Source organism: uncultured Alistipes sp., assembly GCF_910580175.1.
Classification (GTDB): Bacteria; Bacteroidota; Bacteroidia; order Bacteroidales; family Rikenellaceae; genus Alistipes.
The window spans coordinates 387,481-413,551 of sequence record NZ_CAJTXD010000001.1 but is presented as its reverse complement, the minus strand read 5'-3'; the positions used below and the strand labels follow the sequence as shown (position 1 = coordinate 413,551).

At 51.4% G+C, this 26,071-nt stretch carries 16 protein-coding genes, 1 tRNA gene and 2 pseudogenes (1 of these 19 cut by a window edge); all 19 read right to left on the bottom strand.

The features are described from left to right. Positions 1-1,247 (bottom strand): annotated as a pseudogene (locus QZ298_RS01720) (peptidase domain-containing ABC transporter); it reaches 923 nt to the left of the window's first position. 35 nt (positions 1,248-1,282) lie between these two features. Next, positions 1,283-3,535 carry an outer membrane beta-barrel family protein gene (locus QZ298_RS01715; RefSeq protein WP_296005001.1) on the bottom strand — a complete coding sequence of 751 codons (2,253 nt, stop codon included), beginning with the start codon at positions 3,533-3,535 and terminating at the stop codon, positions 1,283-1,285. Positions 3,536-3,582: 47 nt separating this feature from the next. Then, positions 3,583-4,779: a radical SAM protein gene (locus QZ298_RS01710; RefSeq protein WP_296005000.1), complete on the bottom strand. Its 1,197-nt coding sequence runs from the start codon at positions 4,777-4,779 to the stop codon at positions 3,583-3,585. 149 nt (positions 4,780-4,928) lie between these two features. Beyond that, on the bottom strand, positions 4,929-5,117 hold the full coding sequence (locus QZ298_RS01705; RefSeq protein WP_296004999.1) for a hypothetical protein: 189 nt from the start codon (positions 5,115-5,117) through the stop codon (positions 4,929-4,931). A gap of 273 nt (positions 5,118-5,390) precedes the next feature. Continuing rightward, the gene (locus QZ298_RS01700; protein WP_296004998.1) at positions 5,391-5,762 is read right to left on the bottom strand and encodes a hypothetical protein; all 372 of its coding nucleotides are present in this window, start codon (positions 5,760-5,762) and stop codon (positions 5,391-5,393) included. Between the two features lie 225 nt (positions 5,763-5,987). Continuing rightward, complete coding sequence (locus QZ298_RS01695) at positions 5,988-7,640, bottom strand: hypothetical protein (protein WP_296004997.1); 1,653 nt, start codon at positions 7,638-7,640, stop codon at positions 5,988-5,990. A 195-nt stretch (positions 7,641-7,835) separates the two neighbouring features. After that, positions 7,836-13,331 carry a helicase-related protein gene (locus tag QZ298_RS01690; RefSeq protein ID WP_296004996.1) on the bottom strand — a complete coding sequence of 1,832 codons (5,496 nt, stop codon included), beginning with the start codon at positions 13,329-13,331 and terminating at the stop codon, positions 7,836-7,838. Then, positions 13,321-13,761: pseudogene (locus tag QZ298_RS01685) on the bottom strand (DUF1896 family protein). The gene QZ298_RS01690 and the pseudogene QZ298_RS01685 overlap by 11 nt, the downstream one beginning before the upstream one ends. A 161-nt stretch (positions 13,762-13,922) precedes the next feature. Beyond that, positions 13,923-16,013: a type IA DNA topoisomerase gene (locus tag QZ298_RS01680; protein ID WP_296004995.1), complete on the bottom strand. Its 2,091-nt coding sequence runs from the start codon at positions 16,011-16,013 to the stop codon at positions 13,923-13,925. A 59-nt stretch (positions 16,014-16,072) separates the two neighbouring features. Continuing rightward, positions 16,073-17,536, bottom strand: coding sequence for a DUF3945 domain-containing protein (locus tag QZ298_RS01675; RefSeq protein ID WP_296004994.1), 1,464 nt, complete (start codon positions 17,534-17,536; stop codon positions 16,073-16,075). A gap of 122 nt (positions 17,537-17,658) precedes the next feature. Continuing rightward, the gene (locus QZ298_RS01670; RefSeq protein WP_296004993.1) at positions 17,659-17,988 is read right to left on the bottom strand and encodes a helix-turn-helix domain-containing protein; all 330 of its coding nucleotides are present in this window, start codon (positions 17,986-17,988) and stop codon (positions 17,659-17,661) included. Next, entirely contained in the window at positions 17,985-18,326 is a 342-nt protein-coding gene (locus tag QZ298_RS01665; RefSeq protein ID WP_288816342.1) for a helix-turn-helix domain-containing protein, read from the bottom strand. The genes QZ298_RS01670 and QZ298_RS01665 overlap by 4 nt, the downstream gene beginning before the upstream one ends. A gap of 153 nt (positions 18,327-18,479) precedes the next feature. Beyond that, positions 18,480-19,517: a Fic family protein gene (locus QZ298_RS01660; protein ID WP_290016487.1), complete on the bottom strand. Its 1,038-nt coding sequence runs from the start codon at positions 19,515-19,517 to the stop codon at positions 18,480-18,482. Between the two features lie 137 nt (positions 19,518-19,654). Further along, on the bottom strand, positions 19,655-20,044 hold the full coding sequence (locus QZ298_RS01655; RefSeq protein ID WP_290016488.1) for a BRO family protein: 390 nt from the start codon (positions 20,042-20,044) through the stop codon (positions 19,655-19,657). Between the two features lie 2 nt (positions 20,045-20,046). Then, on the bottom strand, positions 20,047-21,279 hold the full coding sequence (locus QZ298_RS01650; protein WP_296004992.1) for a site-specific integrase: 1,233 nt from the start codon (positions 21,277-21,279) through the stop codon (positions 20,047-20,049). A 302-nt stretch (positions 21,280-21,581) separates the two neighbouring features. After that, positions 21,582-21,655: transfer RNA gene (locus tag QZ298_RS01645), tRNA-Ala, on the bottom strand. Positions 21,656-22,087: 432 nt separating this feature from the next. Beyond that, on the bottom strand, positions 22,088-23,116 hold the full coding sequence (locus QZ298_RS01640; RefSeq protein WP_296004991.1) for a 2-oxoacid:ferredoxin oxidoreductase subunit beta: 1,029 nt from the start codon (positions 23,114-23,116) through the stop codon (positions 22,088-22,090). A gap of 5 nt (positions 23,117-23,121) precedes the next feature. Further along, positions 23,122-24,966, bottom strand: a complete 1,845-nt coding sequence (locus QZ298_RS01635; protein WP_296004990.1) for a 2-oxoacid:acceptor oxidoreductase subunit alpha — start codon at positions 24,964-24,966, stop codon at positions 23,122-23,124. A 261-nt stretch (positions 24,967-25,227) separates the two neighbouring features. After that, positions 25,228-26,022 (bottom strand): gluconate 5-dehydrogenase, encoded by a 795-nt coding sequence (locus tag QZ298_RS01630; protein WP_296004989.1) that lies wholly within the window; start codon positions 26,020-26,022, stop codon positions 25,228-25,230. Positions 26,023-26,071 lie beyond the last annotated feature (49 nt).

The window sequence follows — 26,071 nt, the reverse complement described above, 5'->3', positions numbered from 1 at the left end:
TTGCCGTTGATTACAGCAATCGCGGTCATGGCTGTAATCAGTATATTTTTACCCTCATTGATTAGGATGCTTCCGGCGTCCTGCGTTTGGGTTAGCGACAATGACTGGAGGTTCACATCGAATTTGTCTGCCTGAATGTCTTCCCACTCCCAACGTTTTTGCAACTCATAATTTTGCAGCTTGATTTCCTGCATGCCAGTAATGAGTTGGTAGGTAGAATTTCTGTCTCTTGCCTGCTGCTCGAAATATTTGTAGTCTAAGATTCGACGTTTACGTAAAAAGAACAGAGTCCAGATTCCGTAAAGAACACTGCCGACTAAAAAGATCAAAAATATTTTGATGTTGTAAATACAGAGCACCGCGCCGAAAATCACGAACGTAAATATCGAGAATAGAACGTTCAGAGTTTGTGCCGTAAGAAAATCCTGTACACGCCTGTGATCCTCAATGCGTTGCAGTAGATCGCCGAGCTGCTTCGTATCGAAGAATTTCATCGGCAAACGCATCAGTTTGATAAGGAAATCAGAAATCAACGAAATATTGATTCGTGTGCTGATGTGCAACAAAATTCGGCGGCGAATGAAATCGATGCTTGCTTGGCCCAGCAAAAGCATCGCCTGCGCCATTAGAATCAGCCAAACGAATGGAATGTCCCGTCCGGAAATACCGACGTCGACGATCGATTGTGTCAAGAACGGGAACAATAACTGCAATCCGCAGCCGACGAGCAAACCAATAGAAAGCTGTCCAAAGAATTGTTTATAACGAATAAAATATCGATAAAGAAAGTGTATTTTCCCCAATCCTTTCGGTGTCTGTTCATCGCCCTGCTGTTCATAGAAACGTGCGGTCGGCTCCATGAAAAGAGCGACGCCCTTTTCTTCTTGGTTGCGAGAAGTACTGAGCCAATGGGTCAGAAACTCCTCTTTCGTATATTCTACCAGCCCGCATCCGGGATCGGCGACGTAGACAATCGTGTTCTTTTTATGTTTTTTAACTTTGTAAACGACTACGAAGTGATTCTGATTCCAATGGACGATGCAGGGCAATACGGCTGTCGTTGCCAATGTATCGAACGTAACCAATCCCCCGACGGTTTTGAACCCCAATTTTTCGGCTGCCGATGCGATATTCTGCAACGAAACTCCATCTATACCCGCAAACGTAGTGCTGCGCAACATATCCAAGGAATAGTTGCGACCGTAATAGGATGCTATCATTTTCAGGCAGCATGAACCGCAGTCCATGGCATCGGGCTGCATAAAAAAATGGGATCGCATTGCTATAAACGCTCAAGTACGTCCGAACTATGATGCACCCGATATTTCGGACGAGAATTGTTAAAATTGTATCTCAAGGATAACCGGACAAATCTTGTATCGTCATTTCTCCATGCTCTCGCCTGATAATATTCATAACGGTCGTACCAATCCTGGCCCGTCTTCCGGAAAATATCGTAGACCCCTACAGAAACAAGCATTCGCCCTTTGAACAATGATTGGGTGCAGAATACTGATAAATTATTAATCGGCTCGAAAACGGTCATCAAATCAGCCGAACGCGATTGGTAAATAAAACTACATGACAGTTCCGTAGTTTTCGTAATCTGCAAAGAGGCATTCCAGGAACCGTTAAAGGCCCACCGTTTGTTTGTGAGGACTCCATCCATGAAAGGAATCCGTGTATGAGCATATTCCAAGATGACATCTGCTGAAAAAGAAAATATCCCCCACTTATTGTTGTATGAAGCCAATGCCCTTCCGATATGCGAATTACGAACATTTATAGGCGCAAAAATAATTTTACCATCATCGGTTAAAGTGCCGGTCTCCAAAATCGGATTCTTTTTGTAATCATACTCCAACGAAACAGATAATCGGTCATATAATGTGGTGGTTAAAGAAAAGCTATGTGCAATAGCTGATTCCAACAAAGGATTGCCTGTCCTCATTGTAATGCTGTTCGTATACATCAAGGTCGGCGAGAGTTGCCATACGCTCGGACGCCGAATACCGGATGTATAATTGAACGCCAGCGCAACGGACTCCCAGAGGGAATTCGTATAAAGGGAAATAGAAGGGAATAAATTGTTTTCCCACTTGTTCCTCAATACCCGATCGCCATTTTTCGTGACATCGTTAGTGACTTCGTTACGGAGCCCTACTTCGCACCCCCATTTTTCATAATCAGCACGGAATATGAAATAAGCCCCTATGGTATGATTATCGAACATGGTCGAAGTAAAATCCGAATCGTAGTCCGACTGTACATCACCTGAAAGATAATTATATTGAACACCCGCATTCAAGGTCATCTTTCCGATCTTCTTGCCATATTCTATTTGTCCTTCAAAAGCGGCATTTTTTGAATAATTTGTAATGTAGGAACTATTGACGATATTATTCTGTAGAAAAAAAAGGTCTTCTGCTTGCTGGGATTTGCTGAACAGGCCGTCAGCATCCACTCTGAAATAACAGGTCGTATCCATATCGATCCGATAACCGATATTTGCATGATGACGGGTAGATGCACTCTCCTTATAGGTATCGGTTCGTAAGGGCGAAGACGGGATATCGTTTTCTATGACATGTTCTATGATTTCACCCGAATTGTCTGTATCTCCCGGAGCTTTCACGTGGGATAAAACATACTGCCATCGCAACATCCCTTTCGTTCCTATGCGGAACTGACTGCCATAAGTCAGATTGCAAGTATGAATTTTATATGGCACATCGTAGAAACAAGTATCCCTCAAGGAATAGCCTGGTATCGTAACGGCCTCCACTTCTTTTGAATAATTATGGCAATGGGCATAATCATGCGAGATCGAGATAAAATTGGTCCATTTTTTCGTATTGAACTGCGCCTGAAGTCCGGCACGGTTGTTCAGAAAGCGATGTAACGACAACTGCTCGTAAATTGTGGCAGCGTATCCTTCTCGGGTGCGGTTCGTTTTTATTCTTAAGCACGACGCGTATTGCGCATCATAACGAGCCGAGGGGTTGCGATCCACCTCTATTGAAACGATTTCGGAAGGCAGCAGCAATTTCAACTCCTCATACGACGCTTTCCGGTTATCGATGAAAATCAAAGGAGTCCCTTTCCCGAAAATCAGTATTTCATCCTTGTCGGCTCTGACGGACGGCACTCGTTTCAGAATATCTTCCACATCGCTAAGATTGCCCAATGCCGTTCCTCCGACCAATATGGTTGTTTTCCCCCGAAAGACATTGACCGTTCGGGCTGCCACTATCACATCGTCGATCACCGACGGCTGCATGACAACACGAATCGGAGCGTTGCTAAACGGATTGACTTTCACATATGTGTCGTTGAATCCCAAAGATGAAAAATGCAACATTATTTCATCCATACCCAGCAACGGACATTCAAATGTCCCCGAGTAATAAGTGTTTCCTTGAAGATATGTCGAATCCGCTGGGTTCTCCAATACCAGATTGAAATACTCCAAAGGGTAGCCGTCCGTGTCACACACCTCGCCTCGAACAATATGCTGTGCCTGGATGGAAGCCATATAGAAGAAGACCGCACAAAAAAAACAAACTATTTTTCGCAACATAGTCAAGACAATAAAAATTGTATACGACGCCTAATTATATTTCGTTTCAATGAGGGTGAATATGCTAAAGGGCAAGATTTCAAATCAGTAGTAGTCATTCTGACTTTATAACATCCGCCCATACATAGTGGAAAGATTTTGCATTTTGCGCAAGCCTTGTTCGGGAAACTGTTGGATAAAAACTTTTTATATTTATCATTAAAAACTAACTTTCCTTTTTTTGTTAATTGTCCGACACGATTATCTGTTGTAAAATCTTGAGCAGTACATTTATACAAATCACCATTATAGTTTACTAACACTTGCGCATTGTCATCTGCGTAACACTTGCTGCCCATGTACAATGATTTTGTTCCGTCTGAAATCTCGAGATTGTGTTTTTTCCCGTAGGATACGATGGCTTTGAACTGTTTTTGGATATACTTGTTATAGATCGCATCTTTGTCTTGCCATATACGATGAAAGTCGAAATACAAAATCTTTTTCTCTTCATCGGATGAATTGACAAATTCCTGTAATACTGATAAAAATGATTGGATAGTAATGTGGGTGAAATTACATCGTACAATTACAGGCAATTTGTTATGTATGGTATTCTTTATATTATCTATTGTTAATCGATAAGTTCCTTCGGATTTATGATGGAAAAATTTGACTGTATTGTGATGGGATTCACCTCCATCCAGTGCTATTTGGAAATTTATATTAGGCGTGTATTGCAATAAGCGTTTAAGTTTATTATCGGTTAAAAGAGTGCCGTTAGTTGTAAACGAAATATATAGTTTTTTTGAATACGTATCGCACAAATGCTTCACTTCGTCTAATAGCGGGATGATAATATCCTCGAAAGATAAGAGTGGTTCTCCTCCAAAGAAAGAGATGGAAATATTTTTTTCAATTACATGTTGTCGAATAAGGGCCAAAATATTGCTATAAATATCTTGAGACATTTTGCTCAATGGAATGTGTTTTTCATAGCAATACCAACAATGCAAATTACAATCTAATGTGGGATTGATCGTTATTGAATAAATGTCACGATCAGCATCTTTTTTTATAAATCGCTCAATTGCCAATCCATATTCGTCACAATCAAGTTTGACAATAAACCTATTTTCCAATAAAACATTATAAAAATCGGGGTGAATCTCCCGAAGAGCCTGCGGCTGATGTTTATTTGTTTTTAACAAAGAAACCATATCAGGCAATAGTACGAGAATCTTGTCAGAAAGGAGATTATAGAGTACAAACTTACTTTCCGTAATTTTGTAAATGAAATTATAACGACTATATTTCATAATTATTAAAAGTAAGATAAGGGTGTCCAATGAACACCCTTATTCACAAATTACAATTCTCCAATATCCTTTCTTACAGTGCAAGAGCAGTTGTTCGTGCAATGGCCTGTATTCTTGACTTTATCATCCATCAAAGAGAAAGAATTGACAGATGCTAAAGCAAAACCGCCTTTCAACATGCCGGATTCTTCGCGGCTAATAGGCTGAATGTTAATCTTCTCGAGTTTTTTCGTTTTCATGTTTTTAGTTTTTTATGAAAAATATATGAATTTGTTTTGGGCCATTTCTTGAATGACCTCTCTGTATTCGAGCATATACTGCTTAAATACGAAAAAATATATATCTTTGTCTGCCTTTTTCCATATTAGTGAATAGTATAGAGCCTCACCACTTTACTCTATTTCCTTTTTGGAAAGAGGCTTTTTATTTTACAGAGGATGGCAAGTCTCCTGCAAAATTCGAGATCAACGCGTAATCCCAACCTCTTTTATTTGTAGATGCTTTCCCTTATGTTAAAGCAGGGAAAAATCGCCTTCGTAAGAATTTCCGGATACTGTATCGATGGATACCGTATATGTACCGGTTTCTCCGGAGATAAATACTTCGCAATATCCGTTATCATTCATCTCGAACCATTGCTCGCCAGTCGAAGTGTTGACGACTATCGCGGTAAATGAAACGTCATCATCGGGAAATTCGACCACGACTGAGCTGTTGAAGCCGTCGTATCGGCAAGTAGGCAACAATACTACACTACGGGGCCCCAATATTTTTACTTTGTCATGAAGTATAACTTCTTTATTGACGTGTTTTTCATCTCCCTGTACAGTTCGAGAAGTTGCAATACCCATTATCAGGCTAATTGCGAGAATGATTTTTTTCATAAGCGTTGCATTTATTACTATGCAAAAAGTACGAGACAATAAAGTATAAAGACTAAAAAATGGGCTAAAAAATTCTATCATTGCAAAATTGTAATATAGTGGATATAAATAAATTACGCATGTGATAGATGCTGATTTTCTATCGCATGCGTAACGTGTTGATTATTAGATGTCTTTCCTCTTGCGGGGGGGGGTATTTTGATAGATGTGCTGAATATCAGAAGTTTATCCGATATTTTGCAAGAATAACTCCTTGGATGCCGCTGCGGAATTACCGATCAACATTTTCAGACGGGATTTTCGGTTATAGATATTATCTATTTTTGTCTGCATGAAAATGCTGATGGCTCGGTATGAAAACCCGGCACAAAGATAACAGAACAAATCGTAGTCCGCCATTTTTATCTCCGGTATTTGCGTTCGGATTTTCTTCAAAATGTCCTCGTTGCAAAGATTCACGATACGCTCCAACTCGCTCTTCGTCTGTTTGTCGGTGCCTAAATTTTGAATCGCCCGTTTGACCTCATTATAAATCGCGATTTGTTCGTTCGGAGTATCCCGACGTTCGTAATAGGTACAACCCAAGCTGTCTATAAGCTTGAACTTCTCATGGAAAAGCTGTCTGACCAAGTGAGACATCTCGGTGTTCTTGCTCTGCAATACATCTTGAATATCGCTCGCGATATTCATATATCGTTCAATTTCTGCATTCTTCCGTTGAATGCGTCTGTACAACCAAAAAATTACCACTCCGGCAAAAAGACAAATGGATAGGATAATAATAATTCCTAAGCGATGGTTCGCTTTCAGTTTATACATAGCTAAATCGGCTCGGCTGCGGAAATGATCACGCTGAGTGGCGATTACTGATTGTTGAAGCATTTGTCGAGATACTGCATTCTGAAAATCATTGCAACATTCCAATGCTTCGAGTGCTTTTTGCGGATTATTGCGTTTTTTTTCGACACAATATATCCGGAGTAAAATCTTTGCACTGTCAGCCGACGTGGCAGCCGAATGCCCTGCTTCGTTCAAGCAGAAGTCCACGCTGTCCGTCTTGTTTTCCCGGGCATAGCAATGAGCAAGAGTAACCCAATCTCGAAGGTCTATTGGCAACCTCAATCTATTTTTTAAGGATAAGATGGATTCTTTGGCTCCGCGATAGTCTTCGGTGACTTCCTGGCACAAGGCATAACTGCTCAAACATATACCCCACAACAACGTATCGCATCGTTCCCGAGCTAAAACGATAGCTTGTTCCAGAAGTTCTTTTTCCTTGGTTCTATCGGATGTATTGCCATAGGCTACTGCCAGTATCGGCAGTGCATAATCCCGATACTCCATCGCATCCGCCCGGCAGAAACAATCATACGCTTTTTGAGCATATCTCAATTCTTCCGCAGCATTGTATGTATCGTTGTAGATGTTGGAAATATTCCGATATATCAGACCACAATAAAGATAATCTTCTGCGCGAAGGGCATATTCCTCAGCTTGCAAAAACGAAATAATGGCGCTTTGATAAGCTCGGGCGTTATACTGCACCCGTCCGAGATAATAATACGCAAGCATCTTTTCCTGCTCGGTTCCATGCTCTTGATAGTAATCGACTGCTACGAGAATCAAGGAATCGTTCGTCTTGTCGATATAGTTCTTATCAAGAGCCTGAGAATAAAGCAGAGCGTACTTCGCCTTGTCTTTCCGGCGCGATAATTTGTCGGAATCGATGTGCTCCAGAATATATAATGAACTATCCGGTCTTTCCAGCATGAATGATGCTGCTGTTTGCAGATGTTCTGTAACCCGCGCAGTGTCTTTTATACACCCAGTACAACTCAGTAAAAGCAATAATATCAGTCCGGCTGTTTCTTTTATCATATGTCTACCACTCGTTATTTGGGTCTGTAATTCTTAACGTGTAAATATAAATAAAAAATGGGAAACTTAAATTTCGGCAAAGAAAAACAGTGCTATACCCAGAGATTGTACCCCTATTTTCTTAATTGATAAGCCGAATGAAAAGGGACTCTATTTCAGGAATAAAGGCGGCTGATTATCGCCGCCTTTATTGGATTAAATCTTAAGACTTTTATAAGAAGTATTGTTTTCATTTGTTCGTTTGATCTGTATGAAATGAACAGAATCGTTGGTAGCTTGCGATATATCCGCTTTTTCGGAGACATTTTCTTTTTCTTGCATATTTGGTTTGGGCGGCGCCAACTCCAACTGAATCTTGCGCTCCAACGCCGCGACTTCGGATTTCAACTGCTTCAACTCGTCCTCCTTTCTCCATACGCCGCCGACGGTCTGTTGCAAAATCGGAATATCGCGCTCGTATTCGACGTTCTTCTCCCGATACTGCTCCACGAGCTTGGGTATACGCTCCAAAGCGTTGAGGAAATTCGACGCAGCGGCTTTCGTGTCGGCCATCGCTACCTGCCCGTTGTTGTAGGTGTACTTGAACGTCCCCTCCACGAAGAAACGGTTCTGCTTGACCTCCACGCCATCTTTCAGGGCGGATTCGGTCTTGACGAGAATCGGAAAGCCGTACAGTTCGCCGATACGCAGATACTCGCCGCCCGTCGTGGCGTTCTTGGCGAGTTCCTGTAAGCGCGTGCCGAGGCTCTTGTGGTCGGTGGCATCCAGTCCGTCGAGCCGCAGGGCGTTGAGTTTATTGCCCTCTTTGTCGGTCTGCACCCGCGCAAGAAACGTCTCGTAGTCCGCCGACATTTTGGCGATGCAGTCGTTGTTGTGGGCGAGCGTCTTGGTGTACTCCTCCAATTTCCACGCGGAGCCGCTCTTGGCCTTGTGGAACGACTTGCGTTCGCTCTCCAATGCCGCCACCTTCTTTTCCAACCGAGCTTTGTCGAGCAAGTCCGTGTTGCCGGATAAGATAGCCATGTACTCCGAGAAGTTCATGCCCGATTTCTCGTCCATCGCTCCCTCGTCGATGGTTCGCGCACCCATCGCACCGCTTTTGAGCTGCGAGATGAACGTCTGCTTGCAGTGCAGCAGGTTGAACTTGTAGCTGTCGAGCGACTTCTCGACGGCATAGATGATTACATCGACCTTGTTTCCGGCGAACTGCTTGGCGATCTCGTTGCCCTTGCGCACGGCACGTCCGTCGCGCTGCGCGAGGTCGGAGGGGCGCCACGGCGTATCGAGATGATGCACCGCAACGGCTCGCTTCTGCGCATTGACGCCCGTTCCGAGCATGGAGGTCGAGCCGAAGAGCACCCGCACCTTGCCCTCGTTCATCGCGTCGATAACGGCCTTGCGTGCCTTCTCGTTCTTGCACTCCTGAATGAAGCGAATCTCCGAGGAGGGAATACCGTAATCCTCCACGAGCTTGCGTTTGATTTCGCTGTACACGTTGAACTTCGTTCTACTCTTCTCCTGCTCGGCAGAGGGAACAAGTTCCCTTTGCCCTCGCTCAATCGAAGAGGCCCACTGCCCCGGCTGGAACGTCCCCAAATCCGAGAAGACGAACTGCGTTCCTTTCTGCGCGTCGTACTTGCGGTAGTATTCCGCAATCATACGGGCGCAGTGGCTCGCTTTGTTGTCTGTATGGTCGTCGTAGTTCGGGTCGATCAGCCGCATGTCGAGCGCCATCTTGCGGGCGTAGTCCGTTGCGATCAGCATCTTGGCCTTTTCTTCGGTATCCGACAGCTTTTCGCGTCCCAACAGCGTCGCGTCGCCCGACATAGCGAACTGCATCAGCTTTTCGATGAACTCCTCCTGCTGGGGCGTGGGCGGGATGTTGTGGAGTATCTCGTTCTTGTCGGGACGATCCACGCCGACGTCTTCCGCCGTGCGGTAGTCGGTAATCTCGGAATAGAACGCCGCCAGCTCCGGCACTTTGATGAAGTAGCGGAAACGTTCTTTCTGCACGATGTTGTTCGTTACCGAAAACTCGAAATCGGTGGTCTTTTTGGCGAAGATCGCCGCCCATGCGTCGAACGAGTTGATGTTCTGTCGCGCCAGTTCTTTCGGTCGCAGGTATTTGAACAGCAGGTACAGCTCCGTCAGCGAGTTGCTGATGGTTGTACCCGACAGGAACGTCGCGCCCAAATCCTTGCCCGTGCGCTCCTGTATGGTACGGATGGCATAGAGCATGTTGAGTGCCTTTTGACTGCCGTCCTGATTGCCCAGCCCCGCCACACGGTCGTGGCGCGTGTTGAACATCAGGTTTTTGAACTGGTGGCTCTCGTCCACGAAGATATGGTCGATGCCCATTTGATTGAAGTCCACCACATCGTCCGTGCGCGACTTGATGGCGTGGGCAATACTCTCCAGCTTCACGGAGAGGTTGATTTTGCGCTTCTCCAATCCCCGCAGCATCCCCCGCGAGATCTCCTTGCCCTGCTTGCGCAGCACCTCCAAATTCTCCTCCACCGTATCCAACTCGGCTTGCAGAATCCGTTGTTGCATTTCGGGCGACTGCGGAATCTTGCCGAATTGGTCGTGCGACATGATGACGCAATCGTAGTCGTTGTTTTTGATGTTGTTGAAGAACCGCACGCGGTTTTCGGGCGTGAAGTCCTTTTCCGAGGCGTAGAGTATCTTTGCGTTCGGGTAGGCCGTGCGGTAACACTCGGCTATCTCCGCGACGTTGGCTTTCAGCCCGATAATCATGGGTTTGTGCGCCAACTCCAGCCGCTTCATCTCGTGCGCCGCCACGCACATGATCAGCGTCTTGCCTGTGCCGACCTCGTGGTCGCAGATGCCGCCGCCGTTCTGCTTCAACATCCAGATGCAATCCTTCTGACTTTGATACACGTCCTTGATTCCGAACCGTCGGCCGAGGGCTTTCAGGTCGAGGTCGGGAAAGGTCTGGTGCGAACCGTCGTACTGCGGACGCACGAAGCAGTTGAACTTACGGTTATACATATCCGTCAGCCGCTTCTGAAACTCCGGAGACTGCTCCGAGAGCCATTCCACGAACCCGTTTCGTATCTCGTCGATCTTGGCGTTGGCGAGCTGTATGCCCTCGCTGTCGCGCACTTTGATGTCATGGCCGTTCTCGTCCTTGCCGATGCTCTTGGTCATGTCGGGCACGGTATTCACGAGGGCGTGTTTCAGCAGGGCGATACCGTCGTAGGTGCGATAATAGCCCCGGACACAGAATTGATCGAGGATTTTGGCGTTTCGCATGCTGCACTTGACAGCATAGTCGTCCATGCTCTCCGAATAGCCGATGCGTATGTCGGTACCGAACAAGTAGGAGGCATAGGCCGAGTAGATGCCCGTCGGTATCCACCGCTCGCCGAGGTTGAAGTCCAGCTCGTCGAACGTGATCGGACGCGGCGCGGCCTCCTGCAAGGCGGTAAGCGCCTCTTGTTCTCTCTCACCGTGCGGGTTCTCGGCCATCCATGCCTCGATGCGCTCCGCCTTATCGACCACGTTGCCCGCGATGAAGCGGTCTTTGATCTCGTAACCGCCGGAGAGCGGATTATAGAAGATGCGCCCTTTCAGCTCGTCGATCAACTCCTCGCGGCTGTTGTCCGAGAGGGATTCCATGTAGTCGAGATTCACGCCGCCGTAGCGGTTGAGCGAGGCCGAAAGAGCCTCCTCGGGCGTATCGACGTGCGTAATCCCGTTAAGCGCGAACGCTACGGGATGGTCGAAGATGTCGGCCTTGACGAACCGTCCGTTCTCCGAACGTTCCAATGCGAGGATGTCGCGCCCCGAAGCATCCATTATCAGGAGTTTGACGTTCGCTTTGGCGTTCAGGTTGCCGTAACGGGCCACGAACTCATCGTAACGAGCATTGAGGTCGTCGCGCATGGCATCGCCTTCGTCTTGGTACTCGGCTTCGTAGACATAGAGCCGCTCGTACGCATCGCGCACGGAGATGTAGGCCGCAATTTTCGCCTGCTGCGCCTTGTCCAAATCGAGCGGATGAAACGTCGCCCCGTAGCGGGTAACGTCTTTCAGGTGGCCGATCTGGTAACGTGCCCCGACGGTGTTTACCTTGACGAACGACCCCTCGCGATGGTACGGCTCCAGTAATCCGTCGAACGGTCGGGGTTGCATATCTTCTTCGTGTCTACGCTGTCGCTCGGCCTCCGATTCCAGCCTGCTCTGTCCGTTTTCGATAGAATGATCGGCCGTTGCGGTTTGGACGGGTTGCGCCGTTTTCGCTGTCGCTTTTATCGGTGTATCGAACAGCGACGGCTGACGCGGCTGCACCAGCTTGGGGTGGTTGCTCCGGCGGCGGGGTTTGCCGCCCGTCTGGGCGATGCGTCTCTCCTCTGCCGTGAAACCGAATAGGTCGTAAAGCGTCAGTACGGGAGGCTCGATTTCGGGTTTCTCCTCTTTGGCAGGTACGGCAGTCCGTTCCGTTTCCTGCCGAACCGTTGCGGTCGCTTGCGCCTGCTGCTCTTGCAGCTCTTGCAGCCGAGTATTCCGAATGCTGCCGGAGTAGAGCCGCATCGCCAACCGCGCATGCAGGTTGTGGTCGAGCAGTTCACGCAGCTGCGTCGCGATACCCTCTACACCGCCGTCGTGCTCGTAAACCATTGCCGGCCTGCCGTAAGGGTCGGTGTCCAGCTCCGCACTCGTATAGACGATTTGCTCTTTATGCTCTATGAAGTATCGGTTGGTGCTGACGCCGTGCAGCGTTCCCGTTTGGGTAAACAACTTTTCGTCCTCCGTCAGCCCCTCTTTGCGGGTATCCTTTTGCAGGATGATTAGGTCGCTTCCGACCTCCGTTCCGGCGTAGTCGGTAAAGAGGTTGTTCGGCAGGCGGATCGCCGAGACGAGGTGCGCCTCTCGGAGCATTTCGAGCCGCACTGCCTCGTTGCGCGGGGAGTTCATCACGCCTTGCGAGGTGATGAACGCCACGATACCGCCGTCGCGGACAGCGTCCAGCCCTTTGAGGAAAAAGTAGTTGTGAATGGCTTTGGACGCCGTGCGGCGACCGGCCGATTCGCTGGCGGTGAACGACGGATCGAAGACCGCCACGTCTCCGAACGGGATGTTGGAGACGGCTGCATCGAAATAGTCGTTGAAAGGCTTTTCGATGCGCTCGAAACCCTCCGTCCGCACATTCTTGTCGGGATAGAGGTGCGCGAGGATTTTGCCCGTCAGCAGGTCTTTTTCAAAGGCCATGACGTCGGCATCGGCGTTCTTTCGAAGAAACGCCTCGACGAATGCGCCGTGTCCTGCGGATGGTTCCAGCAGGCGGCGCGGGCGCACGTTGTAATCGTCCAGCACGTCGGACAACGCTTCCGTAATGGCCGGCGGGGTGTAGAACGCCGTCAGCACGGAGCTTTTCAGGCTGTCGACATATTGTTTGTACAGCGCCTCGGAGGTGCTGTACTCCCGAATCAACTTATGCAGTTCCAATGTCAGCGGAAACAGTTCGAGGTCGGATTTCGCCCACCGCACGGCGTCGGTCAGATCGGAGGCCGGGTTGAGGATACATTTCAACCCGCCGAAACCGCAATAGCGGGTAAGCCGCTCCCGCTCTTGGGGAGTAGCTGCCCGCCGTGCGCCGTCCAACTCGAAAGCCGTGCGTATCGCCTCGATGTTGTCCCGCAGCTTGGCTTTACGGTTAAATGCCATCTTCTTCGAGTATGATCGAAACGGCTCCCGTAAGCTCCGTGTAGAGCTGCTCGTATTCGGGCGAGTAGGCGAAGTCGTCCGAGAGCGGGTATTGCGTGAAGATGCCCTCCACGCAGGGCAGCAGCCGGAGCGCGACAGCGGGTGCGTCGCTCTGGGCTACCTCCTCCGAAAATTCGTTCCAGAGCACCTCGATGATCGTGTCGTACTTGGAGAAGCGAAGCCCCTCCAACAGGGCTGCCATCGCCAGCTCTTGCGCCCCTTCTGGCAGATAACCCTCGCGCCGCGCCTGCTCGAACGCTTCGGCGGCACGGTCGGTGCGCTCCTAGACGAAGGACGCGTCGTGCGCCTTGTCGGGATGGTTCTCTTTGAGGTAGGATAACAGGTAAAGCCCGTAATAGGACAGCTCCGCAGGCTTGTTTTGCTGATTCATAATTCTTGTGGATTTAGTGGTTGATGGAAAAGCGGATAGACGAAAAAGGCACTCGACGTCCCCGCCGAGTGCCACCACTAAATCCACAGAGAATAAATCGGTATCGGCTATCGAGTAGTCGCAACGACCTATGACCGTGAACTCAGTGGCGAATATACGCATTATTTCCTTTTCTTGGGTTTGCGCGGTTTGTTTTTCATCTCGGGAAACTCGAAAACAGTGTTGAACTCTGCGTCGAAAGCGACGACGGCGGAAAACGCCTTGCCTTGCTTGCTGTTGAAGCCCTTGATTATTTCTGTTCTCCCCTGCGTGAGCAGCTCGGTGATTTGCGCATCGGAAAGCGTCTTGCCCGCCTTGATGCGGAACACGGGCAGTCCGCACGCGGCGTTGTCGCAGCGCACGACCTTACCGTAGAATTGCATCCGTCCCGTTTTGCATTTGGGACAAAGGCAGTCCGATCCTTTGTGTGCAAAGAGCTTGTCCGAGGCGAGCAGCTCCGAGGTAATCTGCTTGGTGTAGATCTCGATCGCCTCGCGGAATGTCTCGGCACGCATCTCGCCCCGCTCGATCTTGGCGAGCGCAGCCTCCCAGTCGCCCGTCAGCTCCACGTTAGCGATACGCATATTCTTGACTACCGAGTAGAGTGCCAGCCCCTTCTCGGTCGGCACGAGCGACTTTTTTTGTCTTATCATATACTCTCGCGAAAAGAGCGTTTCGATGATCGCCGCGCGGGTCGCGGGCGTGCCGATACCGCACGCTTTGAGCGCTTGACGCATTTCGTCGTCCTCGATTTCGCGGCCTGCCGTCTCCATCGCTGCCAACAGCGTCGCTTCCGTGTGCAGCGGTTTGGGTTTGGTCTTGCCCTCGGTCATCGAACAGCCGCCGACGGGAAGCGTCATACCCTCCGTCCATTCGGGCAGCACGGTATCTTCCGTCTCCTCGCCATAGATGTCGCGCCAACCTACTTGCTTTACAACGACACCTTTCAGTGTGTATTCCACGCTGCTGCATGTCGCTACGACTGTTGTAACATCCTTGATGCAGGGTGCGGCAAAGGCTTCGAGCATACGCCCGACGATCATGTCGTACACGGTCTGCTCATCAGCGGAGAGGTTGCGCGGTTTCATGCCCGTAATCAGTAGTGCGTGGTGGTCGGTAATCTTCGTATCGTCCACGCTGCGGCGGGTCGGAGAGCTTGCCGATGCAAGGTGTTTGCTCCAAGTGGCGTTGTCTTTGAGTGCACGCAGCAGAGCAGGTACTTCCGCGAAAACATCTTCGGGAATATAGCGGCTGCCCGTGCGGGGGTAAGTGATCGATTTGGCCTCGTAGAGCTTCTGTGCGATGGCGAGCGTCTTCTCCGCCGAGAATCCGTGCTTGCTGTTCGCCTCCTTTTGGAGTGTCGTCAGATCGTAGAGCAGGGGCGGTTCTTGCACGGTTTCCTTGCGTTCGATTTTCGTAATACTTACCGTTTCTTGTGCTTCGAGAGCCTTATAAACAGCTTCGGCAGGGGCTTTCTCTTTCCATTTCTCGACAGAAGAGAACTTGACGACCGAATCGGCGTCCGTTCCGGGCGTGGCGAAATGCACCTGCCACATGGGTTCGGGTGTGAAACGGTTGTTCGCCCAATACCGTTCGCAGACCATAGCCAGCGTCGGCGTCTGCACGCGGCCGAGCGAATATGTTCCGCGTCCGGCGGCTATCGTAATGGCCTGCGTGGCGTTGATGCCTACCAGCCAGTCGGCCTCGCTGCGGGCTTTGGCCGCGTAGTAGAGGTTGTCGTACTTCGAGCCGCTCTTGATGCGTTCCAGCCCTTCGCGAATCGCCTTGTCCGTGAGCGAGCTGATCCAGAGACGGTCGAACGGCGTTGCGCAGCCGATGTATTCGTACAGGTAGCGGAAGATCAGTTCGCCTTCGCGTCCTGCATCTGTCGCTACGATGATGCGCTCGCTTTCGCGGAACAGCCGTGCGATAATCTTGATTTGCGCCGCCACATTGCTATCCGGCTTGTAGCCTTTGTCGGTCTTGACCTGTCGCGGCACGAGCTGGAAGACAGGCGGGATAATCGGCAGGTTGTCGCGGTGAAACCCCTTGATGCCGTAGCTGTCCGGCAGGGACGGTTGTACCAGATGCCCGAAAGCCCATGTTACGTTATAGCCGCCGCCCGTGTAATAGCCCGTTTCACGGCGGGTCGCCTTGACGATGCGCGCAATCTCTCGCGCGACGCTCGGTTTTTCTGTCAGAATAGTTTGCATATTTTACTGTGGATTTAGTGGTGTAGGACTGAAAGTCCCGATTTCGATGGATGTCGGAATTACATTTTCATCCCCGACCGTTTGCGGATATGTTGACGGCGGTTCTCGCCTTGCTCTTGCCGTTCCTGCTGTTTTGTGTCGGCAGGTGCTGTCTGACCCTTTTTCAGCGGCTCGCCAACGTGTTTGGTCGCTTCGTTGGTCTTGTCCTCCGTGTTTACCGCTACCTGCGTTTCCGAAGCGTGCGCGGGTTTGATTTCGTGGATCTGCGACTTGTCGGCTATGGTGCGGCGGAAGTCGTATTTGCCCTTCTCGTGATTCGGCCGGACGTAGGCGTTGAACGTGCGGCCTTTCTTGTCGGTAAGACCCTCCATCAGCACCCATTTGTTTTGTGCCCAGCCCTGTCGCATCTCATCGAGAATCGGCAGCCCGAGCAACGTTTTACCGATATAGACCTTGCGCCCGTCATCCTGCGTCTGCCCGTTTCGCTGTTCGGCGCGCTGCGTTTGCCTCTGTCCGCCGAAGTGAAAATCCAGTCCTTGCTTGTCGGCGTTGATCTGAATCGTGGCGTTGAACGGTTTTCCGCTCTTGGAGGTCATGCCCTCCAAATAGACGCCTTTGCCTGCGGCTAATGCCGCCTGCTGCTCCTTGTCGAGTTTGACACCCTTTACCTCGTCAGGAATACGGAGAGCGCTGACAGGTACGGCAATCGTTTCGTTCGTCTGGCGGTCGATACTGATATAAGAGGGGACGAGTTCGCCGGTGTTCTTGTCGAGCACTTCGGCGACACGTCCCAGATTGCCCGTCTTTTTCAGGCTCTCCCGATCCGAATCCGTGAACTCGATGTTCTCGTAAGATTTGAGATCGGGCTCGCGCCGTAGCGGATGCGGTACGAGCGATACCGTGCCGTCGGGGTTTTCCCGCAGCGACAGTCGCGCTTCGACCGGGAAACGCACGCCTCCGATTTCGGGATAACAAGTTACCAATGGCGACTTGCCGTGGCCGAGCATACGATCCCAGCATCCGGCTTGACGCAGGTCTTCGACCCTTACGCCCCAAAGGCGCTCGAATGCTTCGCTGTCGACCTGCGTTTCGTCGATAGGCCGATACTTCTCATCCTGTTGTTTCTCCTCCTTTTCGGGTTCGGGCGGCGTTTCCTGCACTTGCTGCGCAGCGGCCTGTTCGTACTTGGTCGTATCGACTTTGTGCGGCGCGAGCACATCCCGAAAACCTACGGGGTCTTTCAGCAGGTCTTTCATTACCGCAACCACGTTCTCCATGCCTTCGACAGCAACGCGGTAGAATCCGAAGCGGTTCGGCTCCTTGCATTGCCGGAAGAAGTTGGCAAAGAAGTTGTCCAGCACGTCCCCGTGTCTGTCGAAACGCAGGAAGTCCTGCGCGTGTTCTGTTTTGGCGGGTTTCAGATTCGGTGTGCCGTCGCTTTTTAGCCCCGCGACCACTCCGATTTCACCCGTCTGCTCGTCCCGGACGATCAGAACATCTTGGTCTTTCTTTTTCTGTTCCATACATGATTGATTTATAAGCGTGCACGATGCACGACTGCGAAATTAGCTGCGGAATAAACTGCTGATACCGTTTCTGTTGCGCCTGACAGCTTGTGGTGTCGGGTTGATAGCAAGTGGCGTCGTCAGCGCTTCGGATCGGAGGCGTGGCAACCTGCCGAGAACGTCTCCAAATGTTTTTTCAGGAACTCTTGTACGTCTGATTCAGTGTAGTAAGTTTTGTGCCGCAGCTTCCGATAACGCAGCATCCCCGAACTGCGGTAGCGTTGCAGGGACTGCTTGCTCGTTTGCAGGAGCTGGCATAAATCCTGATTGTCCAAGAGGCGTTCGCCGTCCACGTACATCGCCTCCTTGATTCCCGTACCCTTGAGCGACTGCAATAGGTGCTCTTGGCGATCGAGGCGCGCGATGATTTCGCGCATCCATCGCTCGAAAGTTTCGGTTTCGAGAATCATCGGTCGAGCGATTTGTGGGTAAGCAAATAGTTCTTGCGAAACTCGTCCAATGTTTGCGGAGTGCAGGAAACGATACGACGGGCGATGCACTCCTCGACGTCGGAGAGCCGATAGAGGCATTTGCTGCGCACCATCGTGTAGGGAATTACACGTTCTTTGCGCAGCCGTTGCAGCGTGCGGGTGCTTATTTTCAGCAGATCGGCCAGCTCCTCGCTCGTGAGCCAGATTTCCGGCGTATGCTGTGGTTGTGCCTCTTTTTTGAAGACGTAATCGGCGATTCGTTCGATCTTCTCGCTCAAATCCTGATAGACCTTGTGGTTGAAAGTGATGATTTCCATCTTTGCCGCTTCTTGGTTTATGCGGCAAAGATGACGGTTCGTCACGCGACGGTTTCCATAGTAGGTAATGACTATGGAGAGATTTTTTGGATATAAGAAACAAAACGGCGGTGGAAATCGCTCTCCACCGCCGTTGATTTGTTGTTTCGATTGTCAAAAGTACGTTTCGACAGCAAACTCGAATTGTTCTACGAATATCCGTTTGAATGCCGACACATTGTTTTGTTCATAGAACAGCAGCATCGCTTTCTTGTAGTCGATCGAATCGACCGTGCGGAACGACAGCGGACAGTAGCCGTTGGCTACAAGCAGGGCATTGCTGACAATCCGCGCCGTGCGTTTATTGCCGTCGGCGAACGGCTGGATATACGAAAGCAGCAACAGCACGAGCAGTGCTTTCTCGAATACGGATTCTTTTCCGTTTACCAGTGCGCAGGTTCGTTCCAGCGCTTCCCGAATTTGGAATTCATTGTCCAGCGGTCGGTAGTTCGTGCCCGTAATGCCTACACGCCGTACTCGGATGTTACGGTCTACGGCCAGTTCTTCGACCAGTATCGAATGGATGTTCTCGATCTTCGCTACGGTCAGCTCCGAAAGATAGTCCGGATGATCGAGGATGAAATCCAGCGCTTCTTTGTGGTTCAGCAGCATCACGGCTTCATCCTTGCTTTTACCGGCGGCGGTCTCTTTTTCAAGCAGCAGGCGTTCGGTTTCGAGCAGCGAATAGGTGTTGCCTTCGATTTGCGACGATTTCCAGCTCAAATCTACTCCTAACCGCTCCATCTCCTTGCGGTATTCGGTGGTGGTCAGTCTCGACAGATGGTCTGCAAAGGTTTTTTGCAATGCGTCGAGTTTCGCGGTCTCTTGCAGTGTGAAAAGCGATACCGTCGCAAGCGTGTCCAGCAGTTCGAAGTTGTAGGATTCGCAAATGTTTCGTTCGTCGATCTCCTTGCTGAAATAGGCTTCCATATCGACCAGTTGCAGTAGGCTGGATCCCGGCGCCACAGAATAGCGGGCTGCTTTTCGTTGTCCCGAAACGACAATCGTTCCTTCGGCAACGGCTTTCGCCAGTTCCCGTTTGACAGTGGCATAGCCGCCGATGTCGGGTAGGGCATCGAAAATGGCTTTCGAGGAGGATTGCGGGTTGTCGCGCAGGTAGGCGAGTATGGAATCGAGACGTGCGTTTTTCATCGCAGATAGTTTATAGCTCACAAATATATGCAAATAAAGCTCAATTTGGGCGTTTTTGCATGAAAAATCGCGCCGAAAATGAGCTTTATTCATAAGAAACGGTAGAAAGACATCAAATTCTTCCGCCGTCTTTCGGTTTAATTGACTTGGCTTATATGCGAATAAATTTGCAGAACAATAGGTATTATAGGTTTCAGCCTTACAGCTCGGACAACTTGTTCTGCAATCCACCGTCGGAACGCCTTGCTTGCAGGCGTGTCGATTCGATAGGAGAGTGCAATAATCATATCAAGATTATAATATTCAACAACGTACTGGCGTCCATTACGCACTATATTTTGTTCTGTCCGCACCTTGCGTTTATCCAATTCGCACTCGGAGAATAGCTTTGCGATATGCCGTTCCACACTTGCTCCCGTAATATGGAATATCGTAGCGATTTCTTCGACGGTCATCCATACCGTTCCATCGGATGACAAAGCTACTGCAACGTGGGCGGGTTCTATGATAATGGTGCCTCGTTTCATAGCTATTCCTCCAACGCTATTTTCTCGATTTCACCTAATTGTTCCGCCAGCGCTTGCATGTCCCGACCTATTTTGTCGTTGGTAATGCGGGCATAGATTTGGGTTGTCACGATGTTCGTGTGGCCCAGCATTTTCGATACGGTTTCGATCGGGACTCCTTTGGCCAGCGTCATCGTCGTCGCAAAGGTGTGCCGCGCCGTGTGGAACGTGATGTTCTTCTCGATTCCGCATAGGTCGGCAATTTCTTTCAGATACGAATTGAGTTTCTGATTACTCAGTACAGGTAGCAATTGACCGTCGGGCAGTGTTCCCTCATACTTTTTCAAAAGCATTTGCGGTACTTTCAGCAGCGGCACGTTTACCGGCGTCTGTGTTTTGTGGCGGTGCGTCATAATCCATAGCTTACCATCGAACGAGGTGCGGATATTCTCTTTGGTCAGATTCCGTACGTCTATATAAGCCAATCCCGTAAAGCACGCGAAGATAAACACGTCACGCACTTGTTCCAGCCGTACGCACGGCATCTTCTTTTGCAAAATGCGTTGCAGTTCTTCTTCGGTCAGGTAGCCGCGATCGACCTTTTTCAACCGGATTCGATAGTTGGCGAACGGATCGTTGAAAATCCATCCGTTGTTCTTCGCTTCGATGATAATCATGCGCAGCGTTTGTAAAAACTTGGCTGCCGTATTTTGACAGCATTGTTTTTCCGTCCGCAGATATTGCTCGAAGCTTACAAGAAACGAATGCGTTACTTCTTTCAGCGCGACATCTTTCATCCGATACTTTGTCTGAATGAACTCTTCCACCCTTCGGAAGCAGCGGTCGTATTTGCGATAAGTGGCCGCACTCTTGCTGATGCCTACCAGCTTCTGTACATCTTCGTTATGTCTGCGGAATGTTCCCAGCAGCGTTTGCTGTCGAATCGTTATCCCTAAAAAGGCATTGCGGACTTTCTCCGCCGTTACATAGGCTTCGTATTTTTCGATTTCCCGATAGTGGTTGCGCAGGCTCGTCCGTATTTCGTCGAGTAGTGCGTTGAATTCGCGTGCGGCTTTCGTCGTGCTGAGCATCTTTTGATTCGTCGCATCCCACAGCTCCGGTTCGATGTCCAGCTTCGAGCTGAATTGTACGGATTCTCCATTGACCGTAACACGAATCATAATGCCCGCTTTACCAGCTCTGTTTACTTGATTCTTTCGGGCATAGAAAAGAATCGTGAATGTGCTTTTGCTCATAATACCTCTCGTTTTGTTCTTGCCGGGCGATTTCAGTAACGACCGCCGTCGACAAAGAACCGGTTAATAATTGGTTTATGAGCAGACACTTTTAGGACAATAGACGACAAATCAGCGACTTGCGTCGTAAATCGTTACTAAAATCCCAAAGCCGTTTTAGTAACGGTTTTAGTAACGCGACTTTGTCCGAATGGGGCTTTTTCGTGTCTTCCGGATGTCCGAGAGAAGAAAACGAAAATCCCGCAAAACCTTGATTTTGCGGGATTTGTCTTCGTTTGGCTCCGATTTGTCTCGGATCGAAGTGGAGAATACGAGATTCGAACTCGTGACCTCTTGCATGCCATGCAAGCGCTCTAGCCAGCTGAGCTAATCCCCCGGATTGACTGCAAAGGTAAAACGAATTTTTGAAAATCCAAACAAAAAACAAATAAAGGTGGAGCGGATGCGAAATATGCCGGCGGAATGCCGCGGATCGATGGCCCGGGCGGAATTGCGGGAACTCCGAATGCGGGGTTCAGGAACGGGATATGAAACGCCGGGTGCGGTAGTAAACCCGGCGCGGGCAATCTGAAAACCGCTTTTGCCGCTTGCCGCGGAATTCCGGTTGACTTTGAACCCGAAAGCCGATCTGCTGCCGAGTTTGAAAACCAACCCACTTTGGCAGTTCCTCCCTTATAGAAACCGGTGCAGGGAACCCGGATTGCAGACCGGAGTTATGTGCCGGGCCGGAGGAGCAGAGACGCGAAAAAAAGCGGAGACTTCCGAAATCCGGAAGTCTCCGCCCAGGTGCAGCGGGAGGACGGGCAGCCTATACCTCCCACGTGGCGCCGGAGTGCAAGAGGTCGTCGACGCAGCGGATTTTCGATGCAGCCTTGACTTCCTCGACTTGGCGTTCGACCGCCAGGTCGTAGACTGCGTCGTCGTCGACGGCGCGGATCACGCCCACGGCAACAGGATAGTCGGGATATTTCATGGCCGCCAGCATCATGTGCAGCGTCGTGTCGCGCTCGTGGGCGTCGTGTGTCAGCACCTGGTCGAGCGTATAGCCATCCTGACCCACAGTCACAACCTTGAGTTTCATGTTTTCGAAGACGAGACCTTTCTCGTTGTTGGCCCCGAAAAGCATCTTTTCGCCATGACGCAGCGTGATCGTGCGTTCGGCGCGTGTGGCCTTGTCGGCGGCGAATGCGGCATGGGTCTTGTCGTTGAAAATCACGCAGTTCTGCAACACTTCGACGGCCGACAGGCCTTTGTGCAGCGCGGCGGCGACCATGCACTCCTTGGAGAGGTTGACTTCCATGTCGATCGATCGGGCGAAGAACGTACCTTTCGCGCCGATGACCAGCTCGCCCGGATTGAAAGGCTTTTCGACCGTTCCATAGGGCGAAGTCTTGGTAATCTTGCCCAACTTCGAGGTGGGCGAGTATTGGCCCTTGGTCAGACCGTAGATTTCGTTGTTGAACAGGATCACGTTCAGGTCGACATTGCGGCGGATGGCGTGGATGAAGTGGTTGCCGCCGATGGCCAGCGAGTCGCCGTCGCCGGTCGTGACCCACACGTTGAGCCGCGGATTGGCCACCTTGACGCCCGTTGCCACCGCGTTGGCGCGTCCGTGGACGGAGTGGAAGCCGAAAGTCTTCATGTAGTAGATGAAGCGCGACGAGCAGCCGATGCCCGAGACGAACGTAAAGAGGTTGTGGGGCGTGTCGGTGCGGTCGGCCACTTCGGGCAGGGCGCGCTGCACGGCGTTGAGAATGGCGTGGTCGCCGCAGCCGGGGCACCAGCGCACTTCCTGGTCGCTCTTGAAGTCGGCGGGGGTATATTTGTAGTCTGCCATAGCTTTTACTTCAATAAGGTTTCGAATTTCTGTTTCAGCTCGGCCACCGTGAACGGCAGACCCTCGCACTTGTTGATTTGTTCGTAGCGGAACTGCTGGAGCTGCTGGCGCAGGTAGGCGGCGAACTGCCCTTCGTTCAGCTCGCACACCACGATGCGGCGGAATTTGGCGAAGATCTCCTCGACGCCGCGGGGCAGCGGGTTGATGTAGTTGAAGTGGCAGAGCGAGACGCGTTTGCCCTCGCGGCGCATCTCGTCCACGGCGTTTTGCAGGTGGCCGCGCGTGCCGCCCCAGCCTACGACCAGCAGATCGCCCTCGGCGTCGCCATAGACTTGCTGCTCGGGAATGTAGTCGGCAACTTTGGCGACCTTGGCCGCACGTGTCGTCACCATCTTCTGGTGGTTGGCCGGGTCGTGGGAGATGCACCCTTTGACGCAGTCTTTTTCAAGGCCGCCGACGCGGTGTTCCAGGCCCGTTTTGCCTGGGAATGCCCAGCCGCGGGCCAGCTTCTCGTTGCGCACGTAGGGCATGAAGCCGCCTTCGGGCGCCTGATCGACGATGGGCGGACAGATGGCAGGGTAGTCCTTCATCTGCGGAATGCGCCACGGCTCGGAGCCGTTGGCGATGAATCCGTCGGTAAGCAGCACCACGGGCGTCATGTGCTCCATGGCCAGACGTCCCGCTTCGAACGCATAGTGGAAGCAGTCGCTCGGCGACGAGGCGGCCACGACGATTACCGGGCACTCGCCGTTGCGGCCGTAGAGCGCCTGCTGGAGGTCGCTCTGCTCGGTCTTGGTCGGCAGACCCGTCGAGGGGCCGCCGCGCTGTACGTCGACCACCACCAGCGGCAGTTCGGTCATGACGGCCAGACCCAGCGCCTCGCTCTTGAGCGAGAGACCGGGGCCGGAAGTAGTCGTCACGGCGAAGTTGCCGGCGAATGCGGCGCCGATGGCGGTACAGATGCCTGCGATTTCGTCTTCGGCCTGCACGGTCTTGACTCCCAAGTCCTTGCGCTTGGCCAGTTCTTCGAGGATCACGGTCGCCGGCGTGATGGGATAGGAGCCGCAGAAGAGCGGCAGTCCGGCTTTTTCAGCTGCGGCGCAGAGACCCCATGCCGTGGCTACGTTGCCGTTGATGGAGCGATAGGTGCCTTTTTCGAGCTGGGCCGGCGCCACGCGGTAGTTGTTGGCGAACTGGTGGGTGTTGGCGGCATAGTTGTATCCGGCCTTGATAGCCAGCTTGTTGGCTTCGGCGACGGCGGGATTTTTCTTGGCGAACTTGCCGTCGAGATATTTGAAAGCATGGTCTTCCGGACGGTCGAACATCCAGAAGCAGATGCCCAAAGCGAACATGTTCTTGCATTTGACGACGGCTTTGTTGTCCAGCCCCGTGTCTTTGAGCGCCTCGCGCGTCATCGAGGTAATGTCGGGCACCACGACGTTGTATTCGTCCAACTTGAGCTCGGTCAGCGGGTCGAGCGTGGCGAAACCGGCCTTGCGGATGTGCTCCTCGGTAAGCGAGTCGCCGTCGAGGATGACCGTGGCGCCGGGTTTCAGCCATTTGCGGTTGGCTTTGAGCGCGGCAGGGTTCATCGCCACCAGCACGTCGCAGTAGTCGCCGGGATTCAACTCGCGGCGGTCGCCGAAATGTACCTGGAAGCCCGAGACGCCGGCTACGGTGCCCTGCGGGGCGCGGATTTCGGCGGGGTAGTCGGGAAAGGTCGAGATGCCGTTGCCCATCAGAGCCGAGGTGTCGGAGAAAAGCGTGCCCGTAAGCTGCATGCCGTCGCCCGAGTCGCCCGAGAAGCGGATCACGACGTCTTGCAGTTCGCGCACAGAGAGCTGTTCCATGTTGTATGCGGTTAGGTTTTTATAAGGCTATACAAATATAGGAATTTATTGTTAGATTATTCACAATCGAGGAAATAATTTGATGCAAGGGAGAGTCGCCGGCTCCAGCTGGTTGCGGAATTTTAAGAAATAAGCCGCAAAATAGCTTCGGAAAGGGTGCCGGCCTGCAAGTTGCCGAACTGAGTTGAAGTATTCGGAGGATGAAAAACCGCCCTTTCGGAAATTTTCCGAAAGGGCGGTCGCTTGATCTAAATCTTTTTCTTATTTCGGCTGCTTGCCGATGTAGGCGAGGATGCCGCCGTCGACATAGAGGACGTGGCCGTTGACGAAGTTCGAAGCCTCCGAGGCGAGGAACACCGCCGGGCCCATCAGATCCTCGGGCGTGCCCCAGCGTGCGGCGGGCGTCTTGGCGACGATGAAAGCGTCGAACGGATGGCGCGAACCGTCGGGCTGCTTTTCGCGCAGCGGCGCGGTCTGCGGCGTGGCGATGTAACCCGGGCCGATGCCGTTGCACTGGATGTTGTACTCGCCGTACTCCGAGGCGATGTTGCGCGTGAGCATCTTCAGACCGCCCTTGGCTGCGGCATAGGCCGATACGGTTTCGCGGCCCAGCTCGGACATCATCGAGCAGATGTTGATGATCTTGCCGTGGCCTTTCTTGATCATCGACGGAATGACGGCTTTCGAGACGATGAACGGACCGTTGAGGTCGATGTCGATCACTTGGCGGAACTCGGCGGCGGTCATCTCGTGCATGGGGATGCGCTTGATGATGCCGGCGTTGTTCACGAGGATGTCGATCGTGCCGACCTCCTTTTCGATCTGGGCTACCAGCGCGTTGACCTGCTCTTCGTCGGTCACGTCGCAGACGTAGCCGTGGGCCTCGATGCCCTCGGCCTTGTAGGCGGCCAGGCCTTTGTCCACGAGTTCCTGCTTGATGTCGTTGAAGACGATCTTGGCGCCCTGGCGTGCGAATGCCGTGGCCAGTGCGAAGCCGATGCCGTAGGAGGCGCCCGTCACGAGCGCGACCTTACCTTCCAAAGAAAAGTTTACCATATTTTTATTAAAAGTTAAAAAACGAATACTGATTAGAATTTGACGCCGA

Excerpts from the sequence above, each read along its gene's own strand:
- QZ298_RS01715 (WP_296005001.1), bottom strand. The coding sequence starts at position 3,535 with ATGGCTTCCATCCAGGCACAGCATATTGTTCGAGGCGAGGTGTGTGAC.
- QZ298_RS01710 (WP_296005000.1), bottom strand. The coding sequence starts at position 4,779 with ATGGTTTCTTTGTTAAAAACAAATAAACATCAGCCGCAGGCTCTTCGG.
- QZ298_RS01705 (WP_296004999.1), bottom strand. The coding sequence starts at position 5,117 with ATGAAAACGAAAAAACTCGAGAAGATTAACATTCAGCCTATTAGCCGC.
- QZ298_RS01700 (WP_296004998.1), bottom strand. The coding sequence starts at position 5,762 with ATGAAAAAAATCATTCTCGCAATTAGCCTGATAATGGGTATTGCAACT.
- QZ298_RS01695 (WP_296004997.1), bottom strand. The coding sequence starts at position 7,640 with ATGATAAAAGAAACAGCCGGACTGATATTATTGCTTTTACTGAGTTGT.
- QZ298_RS01690 (WP_296004996.1), bottom strand. The coding sequence starts at position 13,331 with ATGGCATTTAACCGTAAAGCCAAGCTGCGGGACAACATCGAGGCGATA.
- QZ298_RS01680 (WP_296004995.1), bottom strand. The coding sequence starts at position 16,013 with ATGCAAACTATTCTGACAGAAAAACCGAGCGTCGCGCGAGAGATTGCG.
- QZ298_RS01675 (WP_296004994.1), bottom strand. The coding sequence starts at position 17,536 with ATGGAACAGAAAAAGAAAGACCAAGATGTTCTGATCGTCCGGGACGAG.
- QZ298_RS01670 (WP_296004993.1), bottom strand. The coding sequence starts at position 17,988 with ATGATTCTCGAAACCGAAACTTTCGAGCGATGGATGCGCGAAATCATC.
- QZ298_RS01665 (WP_288816342.1), bottom strand. The coding sequence starts at position 18,326 with ATGGAAATCATCACTTTCAACCACAAGGTCTATCAGGATTTGAGCGAG.
- QZ298_RS01660 (WP_290016487.1), bottom strand. The coding sequence starts at position 19,517 with ATGAAAAACGCACGTCTCGATTCCATACTCGCCTACCTGCGCGACAAC.
- QZ298_RS01655 (WP_290016488.1), bottom strand. The coding sequence starts at position 20,044 with ATGAAACGAGGCACCATTATCATAGAACCCGCCCACGTTGCAGTAGCT.
- QZ298_RS01650 (WP_296004992.1), bottom strand. The coding sequence starts at position 21,279 with ATGAGCAAAAGCACATTCACGATTCTTTTCTATGCCCGAAAGAATCAA.
- QZ298_RS01640 (WP_296004991.1), bottom strand. The coding sequence starts at position 23,116 with ATGGCAGACTACAAATATACCCCCGCCGACTTCAAGAGCGACCAGGAA.
- QZ298_RS01635 (WP_296004990.1), bottom strand. The coding sequence starts at position 24,966 with ATGGAACAGCTCTCTGTGCGCGAACTGCAAGACGTCGTGATCCGCTTC.
- QZ298_RS01630 (WP_296004989.1), bottom strand. The coding sequence starts at position 26,022 with ATGGTAAACTTTTCTTTGGAAGGTAAGGTCGCGCTCGTGACGGGCGCC.